Annotated in this window: 22 protein-coding genes; 2 read left to right on the top strand and 20 right to left on the bottom strand. The window is 36.9% G+C overall.

The annotated features are described in order from the left end of the window. Nucleotides 1-17: 17 nt before the first annotated feature. From A6M14_RS02660 to A6M14_RS02570, 19 genes are all read right to left on the bottom strand, one after another. Entirely contained in the window at nucleotides 18-449 is a 432-nt protein-coding gene (locus tag A6M14_RS02660) for an SRPBCC family protein (protein WP_188110840.1), read from the bottom strand. Between the two features lie 48 nt (nucleotides 450-497). Next, complete coding sequence (gene tadA, locus A6M14_RS02655) at nucleotides 498-1010, bottom strand: tRNA adenosine(34) deaminase TadA (RefSeq protein WP_152873482.1); 513 nt, start codon at nucleotides 1008-1010, stop codon at nucleotides 498-500. A 3-nt stretch (nucleotides 1011-1013) separates the two neighbouring features. Beyond that, nucleotides 1014-2138, bottom strand: coding sequence for an enoyl-CoA hydratase/isomerase family protein (locus A6M14_RS02650; RefSeq protein ID WP_152873480.1), 1125 nt, complete (start codon nucleotides 2136-2138; stop codon nucleotides 1014-1016). After that, the gene (gene ung, locus A6M14_RS02645) at nucleotides 2135-2848 is read right to left on the bottom strand and encodes a uracil-DNA glycosylase (RefSeq protein WP_152873478.1); all 714 of its coding nucleotides are present in this window, start codon (nucleotides 2846-2848) and stop codon (nucleotides 2135-2137) included. Before ung ends, A6M14_RS02650 begins: the two co-directional genes overlap by 4 nt. Nucleotides 2849-2899: 51 nt before the next feature. Next, nucleotides 2900-3496, bottom strand: coding sequence for a 6-pyruvoyl trahydropterin synthase family protein (locus A6M14_RS02640; protein ID WP_152873476.1), 597 nt, complete (start codon nucleotides 3494-3496; stop codon nucleotides 2900-2902). 344 nt (nucleotides 3497-3840) lie between these two features. After that, a complete protein-coding gene (locus tag A6M14_RS02635; protein WP_152873474.1) occupies nucleotides 3841-4455 on the bottom strand; it encodes a TetR/AcrR family transcriptional regulator in 615 nt (204 codons plus the stop codon). Nucleotides 4456-4503: 48 nt separating this feature from the next. Then, nucleotides 4504-5277 (bottom strand): TatD family hydrolase, encoded by a 774-nt coding sequence (locus A6M14_RS02630; protein ID WP_163124385.1) that lies wholly within the window; start codon nucleotides 5275-5277, stop codon nucleotides 4504-4506. A gap of 24 nt (nucleotides 5278-5301) precedes the next feature. Further along, nucleotides 5302-5640, bottom strand: coding sequence for a PilZ domain-containing protein (locus A6M14_RS02625; protein WP_152873472.1), 339 nt, complete (start codon nucleotides 5638-5640; stop codon nucleotides 5302-5304). Nucleotides 5641-5649: 9 nt separating this feature from the next. Further along, the gene (locus A6M14_RS02620; RefSeq protein ID WP_152873470.1) at nucleotides 5650-6630 is read right to left on the bottom strand and encodes a DNA polymerase III subunit delta'; all 981 of its coding nucleotides are present in this window, start codon (nucleotides 6628-6630) and stop codon (nucleotides 5650-5652) included. Between the two features lie 14 nt (nucleotides 6631-6644). Then, entirely contained in the window at nucleotides 6645-7406 is a 762-nt protein-coding gene (gene kdsB, locus A6M14_RS02615) for a 3-deoxy-manno-octulosonate cytidylyltransferase (RefSeq protein ID WP_152873468.1), read from the bottom strand. A 9-nt stretch (nucleotides 7407-7415) separates the two neighbouring features. Next, entirely contained in the window at nucleotides 7416-8420 is a 1005-nt protein-coding gene (lpxK, locus tag A6M14_RS02610) for a tetraacyldisaccharide 4'-kinase (protein WP_152873466.1), read from the bottom strand. Between the two features lie 7 nt (nucleotides 8421-8427). Then, nucleotides 8428-10152: a lipid A export permease/ATP-binding protein MsbA gene (msbA, locus tag A6M14_RS02605; protein WP_188110839.1), complete on the bottom strand. Its 1725-nt coding sequence runs from the start codon at nucleotides 10150-10152 to the stop codon at nucleotides 8428-8430. Beyond that, nucleotides 10152-10574, bottom strand: a complete 423-nt coding sequence (locus A6M14_RS02600; RefSeq protein WP_152873464.1) for an ExbD/TolR family protein — start codon at nucleotides 10572-10574, stop codon at nucleotides 10152-10154. The genes msbA and A6M14_RS02600 overlap by 1 nt, the downstream gene beginning before the upstream one ends. A 9-nt stretch (nucleotides 10575-10583) precedes the next feature. Next, nucleotides 10584-11216, bottom strand: a complete 633-nt coding sequence (locus A6M14_RS02595) for a MotA/TolQ/ExbB proton channel family protein (protein WP_152873462.1) — start codon at nucleotides 11214-11216, stop codon at nucleotides 10584-10586. A gap of 106 nt (nucleotides 11217-11322) precedes the next feature. Beyond that, nucleotides 11323-12210, bottom strand: coding sequence for a ParB/RepB/Spo0J family partition protein (locus tag A6M14_RS02590; RefSeq protein ID WP_152873461.1), 888 nt, complete (start codon nucleotides 12208-12210; stop codon nucleotides 11323-11325). Next, nucleotides 12207-12989 (bottom strand): ParA family protein, encoded by a 783-nt coding sequence (locus tag A6M14_RS02585; protein ID WP_152873459.1) that lies wholly within the window; start codon nucleotides 12987-12989, stop codon nucleotides 12207-12209. The genes A6M14_RS02590 and A6M14_RS02585 overlap by 4 nt, the downstream gene beginning before the upstream one ends. A 23-nt stretch (nucleotides 12990-13012) precedes the next feature. Then, entirely contained in the window at nucleotides 13013-13645 is a 633-nt protein-coding gene (rsmG, locus tag A6M14_RS02580) for a 16S rRNA (guanine(527)-N(7))-methyltransferase RsmG (RefSeq protein WP_152873457.1), read from the bottom strand. 85 nt (nucleotides 13646-13730) lie between these two features. After that, the gene (gene murU, locus A6M14_RS02575) at nucleotides 13731-14420 is read right to left on the bottom strand and encodes an N-acetylmuramate alpha-1-phosphate uridylyltransferase MurU (protein ID WP_152873455.1); all 690 of its coding nucleotides are present in this window, start codon (nucleotides 14418-14420) and stop codon (nucleotides 13731-13733) included. Further along, a complete protein-coding gene (locus tag A6M14_RS02570) occupies nucleotides 14421-15434 on the bottom strand; it encodes an aminoglycoside phosphotransferase family protein (protein ID WP_152873453.1) in 1014 nt (337 codons plus the stop codon). Nucleotides 15435-15555: 121 nt separating this feature from the next. Between A6M14_RS02570 and A6M14_RS02565 the strand changes: the two genes are divergently transcribed. Both A6M14_RS02565 and A6M14_RS02560 read left to right on the top strand, forming a co-directional pair. Beyond that, nucleotides 15556-18009 (top strand): LPS-assembly protein LptD, encoded by a 2454-nt coding sequence (locus A6M14_RS02565; protein ID WP_152873451.1) that lies wholly within the window; start codon nucleotides 15556-15558, stop codon nucleotides 18007-18009. After that, on the top strand, nucleotides 18009-19316 hold the full coding sequence (locus A6M14_RS02560; RefSeq protein ID WP_152873449.1) for a peptidylprolyl isomerase: 1308 nt from the start codon (nucleotides 18009-18011) through the stop codon (nucleotides 19314-19316). Before A6M14_RS02565 ends, A6M14_RS02560 begins: the two co-directional genes overlap by 1 nt. A 105-nt stretch (nucleotides 19317-19421) precedes the next feature. Here the strand turns inward: A6M14_RS02560 and hfq are convergent, their stop codons facing one another. Further along, entirely contained in the window at nucleotides 19422-19940 is a 519-nt protein-coding gene (hfq, locus tag A6M14_RS02555; protein WP_152873447.1) for an RNA chaperone Hfq, read from the bottom strand. Nucleotides 19941-19992: the final 52 nt, after the last annotated feature.

Raw genomic sequence — 19992 nt, 5'->3', positions numbered from 1 at the left:
TGCATTTCCATTTTAACTTATACAGTTTTAGCGAGTTTGGAGAAACCTAGTTTAATACCAGATTTTAGCTGTGCAAGAATTAATTTACTTACAAAAGGTAAATACATCTTTAATTCAATGGTATATGTTACGCGCGTTGTTTTTTCATCTACAGCTTCGAACTCAATGATGCCAATATGATGCTGAACGAGCGGATTTTTAATAATTTTGTATTCAATTCGCTCATTCGGCAACAATAATGTGATTTGTTCTTGAAGTGGTTTTATCCTACCAATACCCAGTTTACGTATAGACCCCACACCATCTGGTCGATTCACATCTAAGGCATCTTTTATGCGTTCAACCTGCATGGGAGCGAAAGCTACATTATAAGTATCGTGCTTAGACAACAACTCAAATACTTGCCCGATTGGCGCATTAAAATCTTTTCTAATTTGTATTGAATTCACATGATCCCTCGCAATATTGATTCGTAGACAACGTCGACTGAATATTAATTATTTCAAATTATTCAATAATGAATCTTGCTTCTTTAAATTTCGCTTTTGTTCTCTACGCATTTTAAAAAATGCTGATAATTGCGCAGAACATTCATCTGCTAAACAACCAGATTCAAACTCAAAAACATGATTGTAATAACCACTATTTAATAATTGACGTGCACTCACCAAAGAACCTGCTTTCGGCTCTGTTGTTGCAAATACAACACGTTTAATTCGAGAATGAATAAGCGCACCAACACACATGGTACACGGCTCAAGTGTGACATAAAGTGTGGCATCTTCAGGTAAGCGATAATTTTCAATTTGTGCACATGCTTGTCGTATTGCAACAATTTCTGCATGCGAAGTAGGATCATTTGAAGAGATTGGTGCATTAAAGCCAGAACCAATGACTTGATTCCGACTTACAATAATTGCACCCACAGGAATTTCACCCATTGAAGCAGCTTGAGCAGCAAGTTCTATCGCCTGCTGCATCCAATATTCATCTGTAAACTTTTCTGCCATAAATTAACTGATAACACCATAATGTTTCAGCAAGATGTTCCAGCTTTCAATTGTTGTTACTGGAGGATGATCGCCTAAAATTCCTTTAAGTGATAAATCCTGACCCTTATGCCATTCTGGAGATAAGTCTTTATCTACCAAACGCGCACGAACACCTTCTACAAAATCTGGGTGACGGATTTTCCAATTTGAAATTTGATTTTCAAGTTCAAAAACTTCATTCCAAGAATGAATTTGCTTACCCCATTGCCATAACAACCAAGTTAAAGCAGCTGTCGTTGGCGAACCTTTTTGCAAATTTTCACTTGCTTGACGTAACCAATCACTACGCGCATCACTCAAACCAATAATAGATTCATAGTCATGCTCAAAATTCACACCGCGACAAACACTTTGAATGACATCTAAAGAGTTTTGCAGTGGACCAGGGCCAACAGGTCGATGCATACTATTTAAAGTATCATCAATTGCTCTAAAATCACCTGCAGGATAATGATTCCAATCAATATTAATCACTTTGCTTAACACTGAGTCGCGCTGTGCATCACAAATATGCGTTGCCCAACCAATACCATAAGCTCCCGCAGCCGTCATGATTGAACCCGTCAATCCTGTGAACAACCCAATAGCACCACGATCAGCTAAAAAGCGAGTTGCCCCAACATCTGGATATAAACCAATATTAATTTCAGGCATTGCTAAACGTGAATATGGTGTCACCAAACGGAATGGCGCAGCCATAAATAGACCTAAACCACCACCCATGACATAACCTTCACCCCATACAAGTACAGGTTTTGCATAGTTATGTAGCAGTAAATCTAAAGCATACTCTTGCTCAAAAAATTGATTTGCAGTTTCAACTTCATTATTAATGACAAGCTGGCGTAGTTTGCGAACATCCCCACCTGCACAAAATGCTTTAGGTGTTGTTGAGTCTAACCAAATTGCCTTAACGCTATCATCGACATGAAAATCTTGAAAGACTTCTAACAATGCAGAAACAATAGATTCATCTAAAGCATGCAAGGATTTTGGACGGTTTAAGCGAACAATACGCCAACCATTATTTGCTTCCTCAACAATTAAGTCAGGATGATATTGTTTTGATATGGGAGAATAAGTCATGCGTCCAGCTGCCAATCTATAGGCTCAATGCCATTTTGTTTAAGATAATTATTTGTTTTTGAAAACACTTTACAACCAAAAAAACCGCCTCGGTTTGCTGCCAATGGTGATGGATGCACAGCTTTTAGTACCATGTGTTTATTTTGATCGATTCGCTGTCCTTTACGCTGCGCATATGCTCCCCATAAAATGAAAACAATATGCTCACGCTGTTCATTTAAAACATCAATCACGTGATCTGTAAAATCTTCCCAACCACGTTTTTGATGCGACGTTGGTTGTCCTGCTTCCACCGTCAATACACTGTTTAAAAGCAGTACACCTTGTTCCGCCCAACGACTTAGATCGCCATGTTTTGAAATAGGGACTTCTAAATCGTTATGTAATTCATGAAAAATATTACGCAAAGATGGTGGTAATGCAACCCCTCTTTGTACAGAAAAGCTTAATCCGTGTGCTTGGTTTGGCCCATGATAAGGATCTTGACCCAAAATAACGACTTTTACATTTGGTAAAGGTGTTGTATTTAAAGCATTGAAAATTAAATGACTCGGTGGATATACAACCTTATCTTCTTTTTTCTCTTGTCTTAAAAAGTCTTTCAGCTCATCCATTTTAGGGCTAAGTAAAAAATCACTTAAACTCTCTTTCCAATTTGCCTCCAACTGCACTTTTTCTAATTTAGTGAGCTGTTGATCTGTAAAAGGCATATCTTTTCCTTAAGTCCTAAAAATAATGTCCAAAAATTTTACTAAAGCGATTTAAAGTTTTACTTGCAAATCTACAACTGGATTTTGAAACTTAATCCCTTGCTTCAATTTATCATACATCGCTGAATCTGCCCATTCTGCTTGTATTTGCTCTGAAAACCCAATTTGATCTAATGTTAATAAACCCATTTGTTCATTATCAATATCTTCAGCAAAGCTTTGTGCATATCCTGTATCCGTTTCATGCACAATTACAGAGTAAACTTCTACATCACCCTCTCCGTTTTGAGTTTCTGTCGAAGCCAAAACTTGTTGAGCTAAATAAAAGAAAATACGTGAAAATTGTTCTGCCGATGGAGATACAGGTAAAGACACCCAACGTGCACTAAATGTTTTACATGCTTGAATATATTCTTGGCTATCATGTTCCCAAAAACAAATCGCATGATCAAAAGAATCGATTAAATCCTTAATTACACCTTTAAGTAAACCAAAGTCATATACCATTTGACCATGATCTAATTTCGTAGCTTTAAGCAACAACTCAACCTTATAACTATGGCCGTGTATAGAGCGCTTGCATCGGTCTGACGTGCAATTGCGAACAACATGAGCGTTTTCAAACTTAAATAACTTACGAATAATCATATGTCGTGGCGTGTAAAATATGGATGGATTAATTTGATTATAATGCAAAAAATCAGTTACACACATTAATTTTACAGTTCATTATGATAGGTAAAACATATCGTGCTTATCTCGACAATTAAATTTTGATTAAATTATTTTTACTTTTATAAAATAAAGGTTGTTCTGTTATTTTTATGTTTTTCTAATTCAAAATTACTCTCTAATTTAATTAGAAAATTTAAATAAATGCGCCCCTTAAATTTCACATAAAAATCATCATGATAAAATTAGCACAAATAAAAGACGACGATTTATTGAAATAATCTCTTCCGAATAAATCGTCGCCTTTTATAAAAAATTAATCAGATTGCAAAATCTAATAATTTTCCTTGTTTGGGTATTGCTAATGCTTGGTCGATATAAGCGACACGTAAAGTATCTCGCGAGCCTAAATAGCGCTGATAAAAACTTGAGTTTAAAATAGCTGCAGCACCGTATGTTAATGCCCAAATTGAAGCCAAATAATCTCGGACAGACATTCCACTTTCAATTGTTTCCAAATATGTTTCTGTCATACGAATGATAATTCGTAAACGCTGTTTTCTAATTTGGTACAACTCTGTAAATAGATGATTTACACCCACGCCCGTAGTCGACAAACGCTCTTCAATTTGGTGAAACAAAACCGTTCTTTCAGGATGATGTAAGTGATGCAACATAAAAAATGCTAAATGTTCAGAAAATGCTTTTTCAGCATCCTTAATCATTTCAAGCAACATATTTTCATTGCGAACAATGAGCATCATATAAAGCTCATCTTTACTTTGAAAATGTTTATAAAGCGTTCCCTTTGCCAAATCCAATTCAGCGGCTAAAGCATCAAGCGTCATGCCTGATTCGCCATTTTCTAGAAGCAATTGTTCTGCAACTTGGAAAATTAAGGTTTCTCTTGCTCGAAACTGAGCCTGACGATCCATCTTCACCCTATAAACTCTCTTCTGCTTTTAGCCATCGAATGATGGTATTTATTTCATATTTAGGAGGTTTTCAAAATTTTTCATTGTTATGAAAGCCATTTCCTCTAGAGACTTATCATATACATCACTTAAGGCTTTGGCTACATAGGGAACGTACTTTGGTTCATTAGACTTTCCTCTATAGGGCATTGGTGCCAAATAAGGACTATCTGTTTCGATAAGCACACGATCTAATGGAACTTGCTTCGCAACATCACGTAAATCTTGAGCATTTTTAAAAGATACAATGCCTGAAAATGAAATGTAATATCCACAATCTAAGACCGCTTTTGCTGTTTCCCAATCTTCTGTAAAGCAATGCAAAATGCCATGTGTCGATTTTTCAGCGCGAATAATATCTATCGTGTCAGACTTAGCAGCTCGAGTATGCACAACCACTGGTTTTTTCACACTTTGCGATGCGTGAATATGTCGAGCAAAACATTCTTTTTGTTCTGCAACAAATTCCGTGCTATGAAAATAATCTAGACCTGTTTCACCAATTGCCCAAACTTTATCTGCTTGTGCCAGCTCAATTAAGTGTTCTGTTGTTGCACGTGCCATTACTGCAGGATCTTCACACGGATGTACACCAACCGTATAACCAACATCATCATGACGAGCTGCAATTTTAGCAAGCTCAATATGATCATCTAAATCGACTGAGATACCCATAAATTTGGATACACCCGCTTCACGGGCTTGTGCCAAAGCTAAATCTAACTGTCCATCATAAGGTGTTAAATCCAACATCGTTAAATGGCAATGAGTATCTACAAACACGATAACTTCCTAAAATAATTTGAATTACATAGTGTAACTATTACGACCTACAGCTTTAAACCCTGCAAGCATTTTTTCTGCTTCAGACTTATAAAAAACACCCTTTTCGCCTGTTAACTGAATACCAAAACCTTGTAATTTGATGCCATTTTGCTTATGAGAAATCCAAATCACCTTACCTGTAAGTGGAATTTTCTGAGATTGTTCAGGCAATGTTGCCAAAACAAAAACTTCTTCTCCCATTTTTACAGCTTGTTTCGATGGAATAAACAATCCACCACCTACAACGTAAGGCATATAACTCTGGTACAGCATGTCTTTATCTACAATATTTGCTTGGATAATACCGCCACGTGGTTGCATATTGTTCCCCTAAATATTCATTAATTTAATACAAAGTTGATCGATAACTAAATTACCTTGCACATTCTGCAAGGTGAGTTTTTTTGCTTGTTGTAATTCTGAATATATCGTAAATAGTGTTTCTAGTGAATATTGCTCGGCTAAAACAGTAAAATTCAAATCAATATTTTTAATTTGTTGATCCAACTTAACACAAATTAAATCTGCTAAAAGATATTCAAACATTTGCGTAAAATCTGTAAAACTTAGCTCTTTATTCCACTTACTCGCAATGGCCAAAGGCATGTTCTTTTGCATAACCAATCTTTGCCAATCTTGAATAAATAAATCACGTTTAACAACCCACTCTTTTTCCGCCAATTCCAATGCAAATAAAGGCATTTGGTTCGATAGATTCATTAGTAATGGAATTTTGGGTTGTAAATCTTCTACTAAATTTTCAAGTAAAAATTGAGTGGTTTGACTCTCTTCAATACGATCTAAAGCAAAATGCTGCAATCTGCTTCGAATAGTTGCAGGCAATTTCAAGTAATGATCTGCCAACAAAATAAGAATTGTTCGCTCACCTGGCTCTTCTAAGGTTTTTAGAAGCGCATTTGATGATGCCATATTAAGCGCTTCTGCCGGCTCAATCACAATCACACGCCAACCATCTACAGTTTGTTGCACAAACGGTTGTAAGTCTCGAACCTTTTCAATTTTTATTTTGGCATTTTGCTTTTTATTATCTTCATCTGTAGAAATATACACATAGTTAGGATGTGTATCTGCTTTTAGCCATAAACAACTCCCACATGTGCCACACGGCTCATTTTTTTCATGTCTATTCAGACATAAAACCCATGCAAGAAATTGTTGCGCAAATGCCTCTTTACCACAGCCTTTTTTGCCATAAAAAAGCAAGCCATGACCAATTTTAGGAAAGCGTGATGTTAAGTTTTCCCAAACTTGTTGTTGCCATGGATACACTTGCCCACGCTGTTCTTGCATGTTAAATCCCTAAATTATAGAAAAGCAGAAACATCCATCGCATTTAAACGATCTAAATCTTCTTGAGTATCAACACCAGGAGGTAAATTCGCTTCTGCAACGGCAATCGCAATTTTATGTCCATTTTCCAAAACACGTAATTGCTCAAGACTTTCCAAACGCTCTAAAGCACCCATATCCCAAGTCACATATTCTTTTAAAAGTTGTACACGATATGCGTATAAACCTAAATGACGAAAGGCCTGATCATGCAATTTTTGCTCAGTATTTCTCGCACCATCACGATCATAAGGAATTGTTGCACGGCTAAAATACAAAGCTTGGTTGTGCTTAGACATCACTACTTTTACGATGCTGTCACGTTTAAATTCTTCAAGATGAGAAATAGGTTCACACAATGTCGACATTGAACTTGTAGGTTGATCTACCAACAATTGAGCAACTTGCTTCACCAATTTGGCAGGTAAAAGTGGCTCATCACCTTGTACATTTACAATAATATCTTCACTCGCCCAACCTTTAATACGTGCAACTTCACTTAAACGGTCTGTACCAGATGGATGGCCACTAGAGGTTAAAACCACATCCACACCATCTGCACGACAAATTTCAGCAATTCGTTCATCATCTGTTGCAACACACAAATCATCAAAACCTTCGACTTTTTTTGCTTGATCAACCACACGTAAAATCATCGGTCGACCATGAATTTCAAGGAGTGGCTTACCTGGAAGACGAGAGCTTGCAAAACGAGCAGGAATAACAATGTGTTTCATATTTTGACCTTAATGAATTTGAATGCCCAGCTCTTTAAGCTGATCATTCAACAACGCATAACATGGCGTACTTAATACTGCTTCTACAGGTATCACCCAAATTTCACGTTTAAAATTTGGATTTTTTTTCAAAAGTGGCAATAGCTTTACTGCATCTTTTTCTGTGGTAATAATTGGATTGGCATCTTCAAATTGTAAATCTTGAATTTCATAATCATGATGATCTGGAAATTCATGACATTGAAATTGCGTGATCCCTAAAGATTGAAGGGTTTTATAAAAACGTTGTGGATAACCAATACCTACAACAGCGTAATAGTCTTGATTGATATCAAATAAAGTATCGGTTTTTGCATTTAATAAATATGGAGATGAAACTTCTAAATGCATATTTAAATGAGATTGTGGATGTGCCGCATGCTCAATGACTGTTGCGGTGTCTAAGCGACTTTTTGGCTCTCGAAGATAACCTTCTGGCAGAATTTTTTCATTACCTAAACCACGGTTATTATCTAAAACAATCCATTCTAATTGGCGATTTAACGCATAATGTTGTAAACCATCATCACTAATAATTAAATCTAGTTCATGTCTAGATAGCAATAATTCAATATTTTCTTGTCTATTTGCTCCAACCACCATTGGAACAGCTGTAGATTGAACAATGAGACATGGCTCATCCCCAACTTCATTGGGTTCAGAATTTACATCTACATAAGCAGGAAAAGGACCTTTACCACCATAACCACGACTAATGACACCAACGCGAATATTTATTGACTCTAGATAGTCAACCAAATGTATGAGTAATGGAGTTTTACCACTACCACCTACCGTAATATTACCAATCACCATTACAGGCACAGGTGCTGTATATGAGGACTTAATTCCCGCTTGATATAATTTATGATTAAGCATGGAAACTGAGCGGTATAAAATAGAAAGTGGTCGGAACACAATTAACCACTTCGCTTGTTTATTCCAAGCATCCTGAATAAATTGTGCAACCGACATTTATACTTTATTCCTCAAAATTACGTTGATGTAATTGGAAATACGTGCCTTTTTGTGCAAGTAATTCTAAATGTGTACCACTTTCTAAAATCGAACCTTGATCCATTACAACAATACGATCTGCATTTTCAATTGTAGATAAGCGATGCGCGATCACAATGGTGGTTCGGTCTTGCATAGCGGCATCAAATGCCTGCTGAATAAAGTATTCAGATTCATTATCAAGAGCACTTGTTGCTTCATCTAGAATAAGAATTGGCGCATTTTTAAGAATGGCACGAGCAATAGCAATACGTTGACGTTGACCACCTGATAAATTCAAACCTTGTGCACCAAGCTCTGTGTTATAACCTTCAGGCAGTGCCATAATGAAATCATGTGCATAAGCGGCTTTTGCAGCAGCAATGACATCTTCATCACTTGCTCCTTCAAGCTGTCCATAAGCGATGTTTTCGCGCACTGTACGGTTAAACAATACAACTTGCTGATTTACCATTGAAATTTGTGTTCTAAGGTTATTTAACTCAATATCATGAATATCATACTCATCAAGCATTAAACTGCCAGACGATATTTCTTGATAGCGTACAAGCAAATTCACCAATGATGATTTACCCGCACCTGAACGCCCTACAAGCGCAACAGTTTCACCAGCTTTAATATCTAATGTGAAATTTTTAATTGCATTATGTCCATCTGAATAACTCATATTTACGTTATTAAAATGAACATTACCTTTTAATTTTGGAGTAAGTGTTCCTGTATTTCCCTCTTCTTCCATGTCTAAAAGCTCAAATACAGAATGTGCTGCAGCCAAACCACGCTGCATTTTTTCATTCACTTCAGTTAATGCTTTAATTGGTTTACTTAACATACCCGCAGCAGTGATATAAGCAACAAATTCACCCGCTGAAATGTCACGTAAAATTTCAGGGCGCAACGCAATCCAAATAATAATACCCATCGCCATAGACATACAAAGCTGAACAACAGGGCTATTCAGTTGAGCAATTGCCGTCATTTTTAAACCACGACGTAAATTTTCCATTGAATGCCATTTAAAGCGTTCATGTTCATAACTTTGACCACCAAAGCCTTTCACAACAACATTACCACTTACCGTTTCTTGCACAACATGGTTTACATCACCCATTGTGTCTTGCACAAGGATAGAAAGCTTACGCATGCGCTTACCCGCTTTACGAATAAGAAAACCAATAAGCGGAGCAAAAATCAAAATACATAAAGTTAAGCGCCAGTTGGTATAAATTAAGAAACCAAGCAAACCTAATGTAATTAAACCTTGTTGAACCACTGTTCTTAGTGACTCTGTCGTTGCCGCAGTGAGCTGCTCAACGTTAAACATGATTTTAGCGGTAATATGACCACTGGTATTGTCTAAGAAATATTGAGATGGAAGACGTAAAATTTTCGCAAAAACTTCTTGTCTCACATTGAAAACCAAATGCCTAGAAATAACTGCTGTGTAGTAACCACCAATATATTGTCCTAAGCCACGAAAGAAAACCAAACCCACCACAAGCAATGGAAATATTGTGGTAAAGCTTGTATCTCGATGCTGAATTGCATTAATGATTTTTTCTAACAATTTAGCAACAGCAACTTCAGTTGATGCACTAATTGAGAAACCAATAAACACAACAATAGCGAGCCCCCAAAATGGGACTAAATATTTAAGCAAACGACGATAAACCTGAACATCTGGCTTCACTAATAACCTCGGGTTGGTACTTTTGTACTAATATTAATATTAACAAAACCAAGCTGACCCGCAACATCCATCACGCGTATCACATCTTGATGAGTTGCTTTCGCATCGGCTGCAATAACAAACATTAAATCTCGACGATCATTCGAAATTTGTTTGATTGCTGTATTTAAATCAGCAACTTCATTTGTTGAAAGTGCTTGACCATTAACAGAATAATGTCCTGAAGCATCAACAACAACTTCAATTTTGTGGTCGTATTGTTTTGGTGGTACGCCTTGTGCATCAGGCAAGGTTAAATTCATACGACTCATTTGATTAAATGTTGTAGATAAAAGCAAAAAAACCAAAATAAACAACAAACAATCGATCATTGGCGTTAAGTTTATGTGAATATCTTCAACCTGTGAACGTTTAAATTTCATAGGCTCACCTTAGCTTACTTTATCAAGGTCTTCATTTGTCAATTTCTCGACAAAAAGTCCAGCATGAAATAACGTCGCTTGTTGTTCTAATTCAGCAATATATTCCTGAACCAATCTTTGAAAATAACGATATGCAAACAAAGCAGGAATCGCAATAAACATACCTGCTGCTGTTGTAATTAAGGCTTTTGAAACACCAGGAATCATGAGTGTTGGATTACTATTTGTGCCTAAATCAATCACCAAAAAAGACTCAATAATCCCCAATACTGTTCCAAGCAAACCAAGCAAAGGTGCAACCGCACTTAAAGTCCCCAAAAAATTAATGTTTTTTTCTAGGTAACTAATTTCTTGCGATGCTGTTACTTCCATTTGCGCACGAACATATTCAGACGACTTATTTTTACTTTGATAGCCTGCTAAAAAAATTCGACCTAATGTACTATTTTTTAAAGTCGTTGATTGTTTCAACTGTTGTACAACAGTTTCCGAACTTTGCCCAACTTTAAGCAAAATAGGATTTGGTAAAATAAGTGCTTTTTTTAATCGGATAAAGCGCTCTATTGTAATTGCCACGGTAAAGATTGAACACAAAACCAAAGGCAGCATTAACCAGCCACCTGCTTTTACCAATTCCCACATTTGATTTTCCCCAATAAATCAAAAACCGCACTCAACTTCTTTCATCTACCTTTTATATTCTCAAACTAAAAACAAATAAAAGAATGTAAACAATAAAAGCGATCTGTTATTTAGCTAAACAAATATTCAAAATACCATCGAGTTCATCGAGTGAATGATAGTTAATCACAAGCTTTCCTTTGCCTTGTTTATTATAATCAATTTTAACATCAGCACTGAATCGCTCAGATAACTGCTGTGTTAATTGCTGAATATCATGTGAAACATCTTGCTTTGTCTTTTCAGTTTTCGGTGCATTTAAATCACGAACAAGTTGCTCAGTTTGACGAACCGATAAACTTTTCTCAATGACAATCTCTGCCACTTTAAGTTGATCTTTTGCCTTTAAAGTCAAAATTGCACGCGCATGCCCCATATCAAGCAAGCCTTGTTGCATAAAATCTTTTACAGCATCTGCAAGTGACAATAAACGCAGTAAATTGCTCACCGTTGTACGAGCTTTACCCACAGTTTCTGCAATTTCTTGATGGCTTAAACCAAACTCATCATGAAAACGCTGCAAAGCCATTGCTTGATCAATTGGGTTTAAATCTTGGCGTTGAATGTTTTCAATTAATGCCAATGCAATTGCAACTTGATCCGTTAAGTCGCGAACAATGGCAGGAATTTCTGTTAAACCTGCAAGTTGCGCTGCACGCCAACGACGTTCACCTGCAATAATTTCATAGGGATGTTTTTCATCTTCCATCGGACGAATCACAATGGGTTGCATCACACCATGTTTTTCAATAGATGCTGCTAACTCTTGTAAATCTTGCTCATTGATAAAACGACGTGGCTGATATTCGCCACGTTTTAATAAATGAACATTTATCTGTTTGAGCTGACCATGATCGATCGCTTGAGCCTCAAGTTGCAATTTTTCTTTTTGGATTGACCCAAGTAAGGCATCCAAACCACGACCCTTAGCTAATCCGCGTTTTTTTGTGGTCATGCTTTACTTCCTTTTTTAACTTTGCTTTTCTTTAACATCTCAGCTGCAAGATTTAAATATGCAACCGCACCCTTTGAACTTTTTTCAAAATAAATAATAGGTAAACCATGTGCTGGCGCTTCCGCTAAACGAATATTACGCGGAATTACAGTGTCGTATAGTTTTTTTCCAAAATATTGTGATAATTCTTCTGATACATCTTTTGTTAAAGCACTACGCGCATCATACATTGTACGTAATACACCAATGATTTCTAACTCTGGATTTAAAGCTTGCTGAATACGATCAATAGTTTGAGTTAGATCCGCCAAACCTTCCAATGCATAGTATTCACATTGCATTGGAATCAATACACCCTGTACTGCTGATAAAGCATTTACAGTAATAAGGCTTAAACTTGGCGCACAATCTACAATAATATAATCAAATGAACTTTCAACTTCTTTTAAAGCGTCACGCAAAATAAATTCACGACCGTCTTGTTCAGCAATTGCAAGTTCAACACCTGCTAAGTCACGGTTTGAACCTAAAACTTTATAGCCTACTTCAGACTTTGCAATTGCAGTTTCAATGGGTACTTCACCTAACAAAACATCTGTTACTGAATATAAAAGATCATTCTTTTGAACGCCTGAACCCATAGTGGCATTCCCTTGTGAATCCATATCCACAAGGAGTACACGTTTTTTTAATACGGCTAAAGATGCGGCTAAATTTACTGCAGTCGTGGTTTTCCCTACGCCACCTTTTTGGTTCGCAATCGCAATAATTTGTGCCATAAGTTTCCCCAATCCTTTGAAAATTAAATACGATTTAATAAAAGTAAATGACGTTGCTCATCTAATCTTGGCACTTTCAAAGCAATGATGTCACAACTAAACTCTTCTTTTAACGCAATAATTTCTTCTTCTGGAACTAAACCTTTCATTGAAGCAATAATACTTTTTTCATGCATAAATGGCGTTGATGCATTAACAAAGTCTGTTAATGATGCAAAAGCACGACTTGTAATGACATCGAACTTACCTAATTCTTCAATGCTTTCTTCATTTTCTACACGTGTTTGCACTGCAATCACATTTTTTAGTTTTAAATCTGCAATAAATTGCTTTAAAAAGCGAATTTTTTTACCGTTTGAATCGAGCAAAACGCATTCACGTTCAGGTTGACACAAGGCAATAATCATACCCGGCATACCACCACCCGTACCAATATCCAATAAACGACCTTTAGGAAGATCATTCAAGATACTTAAACTATCCAAAAGATGTTTCACCAACATTTCTTTCGGATCACGAATTGCCGTTAAATTATATGCTTTATTCCACAACACCAAAGCGTCTTGGTATTGAAGTAATAAATTTAAAGCCTCTTCACTCAGCTCTAAACCTAAAGCCTGACTACCTTGCTTTAATTCTTGATAAAACGTATGCATATGAAATAACAACTCGATTAAATTAAGTGGAAGTATACCGATTTATCCACTAAGGCACAGTAGCATGTGCTTAGTGAATATTCATTTAAGCGTATAAGCCTTGTCTAATTTGCAAGTCCAAAGCAGCTAAACGCTCTGGAGTACCAACATCAACCCATGCTGCTTGCATTTTTTCAGCAGAAATTTTGCCATTTAACATCGCCTCTTTCAAAAGTGGTGCTAAAGGACGTTTTCCGTTTTCTAAACCATCAAACATTTTGGGATGAATCACTGAAACACCACTAAATGTCAGATTATCACCATCAATATTTTGATCAAATGTGTATGCACGTCCATCTTTTAAAGTGAAATCACCTTTAGGATGTTGCTCTGGATTGTGCACAAATACCAAATGAGCCAAATCATCTTTTAGGTCAACATTCAGTAAATCAGTAAAATCAAACGTTGTCCAAACATCACCATTGACCAAAATAAAAGGCTCAGAACCTAGTAATGGTAAAGCATTGATAATTCCACCCGCAGTTTCCAACCCTTCTTCTTCACGCGTCCAAAGAATTTTTACGCCAAACTGTGAACCATCACCTAATGCACCAATCAGCACATTCGCCAACCATGCAGAATTAATAATAATTTCAGTTACACCAATGCTTTTAAGTTTTTCAATATGCCAAACAATTAAAGGCTTTCCACCTACTTCCAATAATGGTTTTGGCTTATAAAGGGTTAATGGTCGCATACGATTTCCCAATCCTGCGGCCAAAATCATCGCTTTCATTTATGCAACAACCTCATATTTGCCATATTTTTCTTCAAATTTAGGCATCACTTTTTCTTCAATAAATTGCATAAATGGCTTAAGTTCATCATATGCTTTACTTTCTTCAATTAAATACCACATTACACGCGGTAAATCTTTTAAATATCCAGATTTTCCATCACGTTCAAATAAACGCACAAAAATACCTAAAATTTTAAGATGACGTTGAACCGCCATGAAATCTGCATCTTTTTTAAATTGCTCAAAATCACGATTTTCTTTTGATGCTTCTGGCAGCATGTCATAAAAAACTTTAAACCACGAATAAACACGATCCGCATTCCATTGCACATAAGCATCACGTGTAATCGAAATTAAATCGTAAGTATCTGCACCAATTACAGCATCTTGAAAATCAATAACCCCTAAATCGGTTTCACCTTCAATTTTCATTAAATTACGGCTGTGATAATCACGATGAACAATCACCTGAGGTTGAGCAACAGCAGCATTGGATAAAATGGCAAATGTACGTTTAATGAGTGCAATTTCATCTGATGTTGGCTTAATTTGTAATGATGGCAGCATCCAATCTGTAAGCAATTCCATTTCAGAAATAAGCTTTTCATATGAATATTCAGGAAATTTTGATAATCCGTCGATTTGTTGTAATTGGATTAACTGTTTAAAACTTTGTTCGTAATAGGTATCTACGGTTTCATTATTAAGCAGTGTAGAAAGTAAAACATCGCCAAAGTCCTCTAATAGCAAGAAGCCTTGAGTTAAATCTTTAGCAATAATATGCGGTACTCGCACCCCATTTTGATGAAAAAACTCATCAATTGTCACAAAAGGTGCACAATCTTCTTTATCAGGAGGTGCATCCATCAGCATAAATGTTTTATGATTAAACTGGATTCGTGCATAACGACGGAAGCTTGCATCGCCTGCTAAATAATTAATTTCAAATTGATCTGAACCGAGTACAGATGTAATCCATGATTGTATCAATTGTTCGCGTTGTATATTCATTTGCAATAAATTCTAAGACAGGCAGAGTTTTTTGAAGTATTAAGTGTAGCCACTTATAAACTTTTTCTCTATGATGCGACAATAATTAATTGCGATTAAGCATTCTTGGTTAATGAGACAAATGAAGCATCAGTTTAAATTTAATCCTTTAGCGACTGCGATCTTAACCCTTTTATGTGGCAGCACTGTCACGAGTTATGCTTCATCAGCAGATAGCACATCATCTTCTACAAATGAACAATTAAAAACTGCAATAAAAGACGTTTATTCAGGTCAACAATTTTTCGAACAGTATTATGTAGATAAATCTTCACCTGAAGCGCAGCAACGCCAAAATGGCAAGCTAAGCTCTGGATTTTGCCAAGGTACGTGGGTTACACCTATTACGCCAGGAACAAAGTCTAGAGATACAAGCACAGATAGTTCAACAGTTACTGCCGACTACGGTCATTACAACCCAAATGGCGATTCAATTTTAGAAGGCAATGTTGTAATAGAACAACAAGGTCGTTTAATTAATGCCAATGAAGTAACCATTGATAAGACACAAACTTTTGCACATGCAAAAGGCAATGTGCAAATGGCTCAAGGTGGTCTACTTTCTCAAAGTGATGAAATCAATTACAACTTAAAGACCCAACAAGGTGATTTAAGCAATAGCTTATATATTTCAGAAACACAGCACGCACATGGTAGTGCTGAAAAAATTTCTAGAACGTCCAATAATATTACTGTGCTGAATAATGCAAGCTACACCACTTGCCCACCAAATGAAGCACCAACTTGGAATATTAAAGCCAAAGAAATTAAAATTAACCAAGAAACTGGACGCGGTGAAACCAAAGGTACAAAGCTTTACGTGAAAAATGTGCCCGTTTTAGCCGTTCCTTATTTCAACTTCCCAATTGATGACCGTCGTACTACAGGTATTTTAACGCCAACATTTGGCTTTACCAATAATGGTGGTTTGGAACTTGGTGTTCCTGTTTATTTAAACCTTGCGCCTAATTATGATGCAACCATTACGCCTCGCTACATTAGTGACCGTGGTGCAATGTTCCAAGGCCAATTCCGTTATTTAACAGAAGGTTTTGGTTCAGGTTTATTGAGTGGTGGCTTCCTTGGATCTGACAAAAAGTATAATGATGAAGATCGTAAAGAATTTCACTTTGAACACTTTTGGCAAATTAACAAACAGTTCTCTACAAAAGCAGAATACAACTATGCTTCTGATAAAGACTATTTTGCTGACTTAAACAATAATCCCGATTCTCGTACAGATCTTAACTTGCGTCGTGCGTGGGAATTAAATTACAGCAATGGTATTCCTGGGCTTAAAGCAAAGTTAAAAGTAGAAGACTTCCAAACACTCGATCCTACTGTTAAAGATAAAGACCGTCCTTATGCGCGCTTACCGCAATTTTTATTAAACTACAAAACAGGCAATCCACAAGGTTTCCAAGTTGAGTTTAATAACGATACCGCATATTTCCAAAAAGATATTTCGGACTTTGCAGACACAGCAGAACCAAGTGGTACTCGAATTTATAACGACTTCACCGTACGTTACAACTACAGTAATCAATGGTCGTATATTCGCCCTGCTGCATCTATTCGAAACATTAATACTTTCTTCGATAAAGATACAAAAGATAGGTTTAACGCTGAAAACTCAACCAGTGACAATCAAAACATTTCTGTAACAGTGCCACAATTTACTTTAGATGCTGGCTTACTTTTCGAAAAAGAAGGCAAATATCTACAAACGCTTTCACCTCGTGCATTTTATGCATATGCACCATACAAGAATCAATTAGGAAACCCTAATTTCGATTCTGTATCTGCATCTATTGGTTACGATCAATTATTTAGCCCTAACCGCTTCTATGGTCATGACCGCTTAGAAGACAATAACTTTGCATCTCTTGGTCTTAGCTACAGCTTATTTGACCAAGTTGGATTAGAACGCTTACGCGCAAGTGTTGGTCAAAGCTTTTTCTTTGAAGATCGTCGAGTGAGCTTAGATGGCACTTACGATCAATTTGACAGTCAAAAACGAACAGGCCCAGTGGTTAGTCTTTCTAGCCAACTAACCCAAAACTTTAGTGTAAGCGCGAATAGTTCATGGCTATCAAATGGTGACAATTCACAATATAACGTGAATGCATTCTATGGTACGGAACAAGGTCAACTCTACAGTTTAGGCTACATTTACCGCAAAGATCTTGGTGATCGACAAGATGCCTACGACCAAGTCGTTGCCTCTTTTGTTCAACCAATACACAATAATTGGCGTATTTTAGGTCATGCACAATACGATATTGATAACCGTGTAACGAGAGATCTCTTATTAGGTATCAACTATGAGTCTTGTTGTTGGGGCATTTCAGTATATGGCCGCTCATACTATAACGATTTAGATAATGTAAATTCACCAGATGTTAAAGCGAACCGCGCTGTAATGGCTGAGGTCACATTTAAAGGACTTGGTGGTTTCAATAATAAACTTGCATCTTTACTAGAAAACCGTATTTTAGGATTTAATAAAGTAAATCAATCTTGGACACAACGTTAATGAAGACGACACAGATAAAATTATTATTTAAAGCCAGCGCTTTAGCATTAAGTATTTCATTTGCAGCACCAACATTTGCACAAAATTCAGATGAAGTTGTAGCTGTTGTCGATAACGGTGTTATTTTAAAAAGTGATTTAGCTCAAAGCGTTGCTGAAATTCAACGACGCTTCCAAGCACAAAAACAAGAGTTACCTCCGCAAAATGTGTTAGAACAACAAGCATTAGAGCAACTTATTATACGTCAGGCGCAACTTGAACAAGTTGCCCGTTTCAACATCAAGCCAGATGAAAAAGCATTAAACGACGCTGTACTTAGCATTGCAAGTCAATCTGGCATTAAAACTTTAGCAGCATTCCAACAAAAGTTAGATGCTCAACAAGCAGGTATGTACGCAGCAGTTCGTAATCGTGTTGCAGAAGATTTAGCAATTAACCGCTTACGCCAACAAGTGGTAATGTCACGTATTAAAATCAGTGACAAAGATGTAGAAAACTTCTTAAAAACATCACAAGGTCAAGCAGCACTTGGCAACCAAGTACATGTACTTCATTTACGTGTATCAGGTACTGGCGACACACAAAATGTAGCACAGCAAATACGCAAAGAATTCAGCAACAATAATGATGTCAATGCGATTGCAAAACAGTTCTCAACTAATGGCGTTAAGGTTGAAGGTGCAGATATGGGCTTCAGAAGCCTGTCTGCTATTCCTGCTGAATTAGCTGCTCGTGTAAGTCCACTTGAAGTTGGTCAAACGACAGATTTAATTAGCGTTCAAGATGGCATTCACATTTTGAAATTAATTGATCGTAAATCAAGTGAACAAAAAGCCATTATTCCGCAATACCAAACGCGTCACATCTTAATTCAGCCATCTGAAGTGGTTAGCCCTGAAAATGCAAAACAAACCATTGATAGCCTTTACAAGCGCTTAAAAGCAGGCGAAGACTTTGCTGTACTTGCATCAACATTTTCTAATGACACAGGCTCTGCACGTGATGGCGGAAGTCTTGGTTGGGTAACGCCAGGTGTAATGGTTCCTGAATTTGAAGCGAAGATGAAAAGCACACCAAAAGGACAAATCAGTGAGCCATTCCAAACACAATTTGGTTGGCACATTTTAGAAGTCACTAATACACGCCAACAAGATATGACAAACCAATATCAAGAACGCATGGCTCGTCAAATATTAGGTGAACGCCAATTTGATACCGAATTAGATAGCTGGTTAAGAGAAACTCGTAACAATGCTTTCGTTGATATCAAAGATCCGAAATTAGACCGCAAAAATAACGGTAAATAATATAAAAAGAGCGCTAAATATTTGGCGCTCTTTTTCATCGTTCTTTTAAGATTTTAAAATCAAAAAAAAGCCTCTCAATTGAGAGGCTTTTTTATAACTCAAAGATTAACGATTGTTTTCGTCTTCTTGAGCATCATCAAATTTAGTTTCGCCAGCTTCAAAGCCACCTTGACCACCGAAGCCACCTTGACCACCGAAGCCACCTTGTTGACCGCCAAAGCCGCCTTGTTGACCACCGAAGCCACCTTGACCACCGAAGCCACCTTGACCACCGAAACCACCTTGACCACCAAAGCCACCTTGACCACCGAAGCCAGCACCTTGACCACCAAAGCCAGCGCCTTGACCACCAAAGCCAGCGCCTTGACCACCACCAAAACCAGCAGCGCCTTGAGCACCAGCAGGAGCACCAGCAGGACGTGGATTACGTGCAGGAACAACTGTTGAAATAGCGTGTTTGTAAACCATTTGGCTTACTGTATTTTTTAATAAAACAACATATTGGTCAAAAGACTCGATATGACCTTGTAATTTAATACCATTTACAAGAAAAATAGAAACTGGAATGCGTTCTTTACGGAGAGAATTTAAGAACGGATCTTGTAACGTTTGACCTTTAGACATGTTATAACTCCAAAAAATTTTAAAAATATCAGCGCAAAAGCTATCTTTATTT

It is taken from the genome of Acinetobacter portensis, assembly GCF_009372215.1.
GTDB classification, from domain to species: domain Bacteria; phylum Pseudomonadota; class Gammaproteobacteria; order Pseudomonadales; family Moraxellaceae; genus Acinetobacter; species Acinetobacter portensis.
This window is presented reverse-complemented; position numbering and strand designations above follow the sequence as displayed.

Bases quoted from the DNA above. Each gene is read 5' to 3' on its own strand.
- lpxK (WP_152873466.1), bottom strand. From the start codon at position 8,420: ATGTCGGTTGCACAATTTATTCAGGATGCTTGGAATAAACAAGCGAAG.
- A6M14_RS02650 (WP_152873480.1), bottom strand. From the start codon at position 2,138: ATGACTTATTCTCCCATATCAAAACAATATCATCCTGACTTAATTGTT.
- kdsB (WP_152873468.1), bottom strand. From the start codon at position 7,406: ATGAAACACATTGTTATTCCTGCTCGTTTTGCAAGCTCTCGTCTTCCA.
- A6M14_RS02565 (WP_152873451.1), top strand. From the start codon at position 15,556: ATGAAGCATCAGTTTAAATTTAATCCTTTAGCGACTGCGATCTTAACC.
- A6M14_RS02570 (WP_152873453.1), bottom strand. From the start codon at position 15,434: ATGAATATACAACGCGAACAATTGATACAATCATGGATTACATCTGTA.
- A6M14_RS02560 (WP_152873449.1), top strand. From the start codon at position 18,009: ATGAAGACGACACAGATAAAATTATTATTTAAAGCCAGCGCTTTAGCA.
- A6M14_RS02595 (WP_152873462.1), bottom strand. From the start codon at position 11,216: ATGTGGGAATTGGTAAAAGCAGGTGGCTGGTTAATGCTGCCTTTGGTT.
- tadA (WP_152873482.1), bottom strand. From the start codon at position 1,010: ATGGCAGAAAAGTTTACAGATGAATATTGGATGCAGCAGGCGATAGAA.
- A6M14_RS02625 (WP_152873472.1), bottom strand. From the start codon at position 5,640: ATGCAACCACGTGGCGGTATTATCCAAGCAAATATTGTAGATAAAGAC.
- murU (WP_152873455.1), bottom strand. From the start codon at position 14,420: ATGAAAGCGATGATTTTGGCCGCAGGATTGGGAAATCGTATGCGACCA.
- A6M14_RS02640 (WP_152873476.1), bottom strand. From the start codon at position 3,496: ATGATTATTCGTAAGTTATTTAAGTTTGAAAACGCTCATGTTGTTCGC.
- hfq (WP_152873447.1), bottom strand. From the start codon at position 19,940: ATGTCTAAAGGTCAAACGTTACAAGATCCGTTCTTAAATTCTCTCCGT.
- A6M14_RS02585 (WP_152873459.1), bottom strand. From the start codon at position 12,989: ATGGCACAAATTATTGCGATTGCGAACCAAAAAGGTGGCGTAGGGAAA.
- A6M14_RS02635 (WP_152873474.1), bottom strand. From the start codon at position 4,455: ATGGATCGTCAGGCTCAGTTTCGAGCAAGAGAAACCTTAATTTTCCAA.
- A6M14_RS02620 (WP_152873470.1), bottom strand. From the start codon at position 6,630: ATGCAAGAACAGCGTGGGCAAGTGTATCCATGGCAACAACAAGTTTGG.
- rsmG (WP_152873457.1), bottom strand. From the start codon at position 13,645: ATGCATACGTTTTATCAAGAATTAAAGCAAGGTAGTCAGGCTTTAGGT.
- A6M14_RS02590 (WP_152873461.1), bottom strand. From the start codon at position 12,210: ATGACCACAAAAAAACGCGGATTAGCTAAGGGTCGTGGTTTGGATGCC.
- ung (WP_152873478.1), bottom strand. From the start codon at position 2,848: ATGCCTTTTACAGATCAACAGCTCACTAAATTAGAAAAAGTGCAGTTG.
- A6M14_RS02600 (WP_152873464.1), bottom strand. From the start codon at position 10,574: ATGAAATTTAAACGTTCACAGGTTGAAGATATTCACATAAACTTAACG.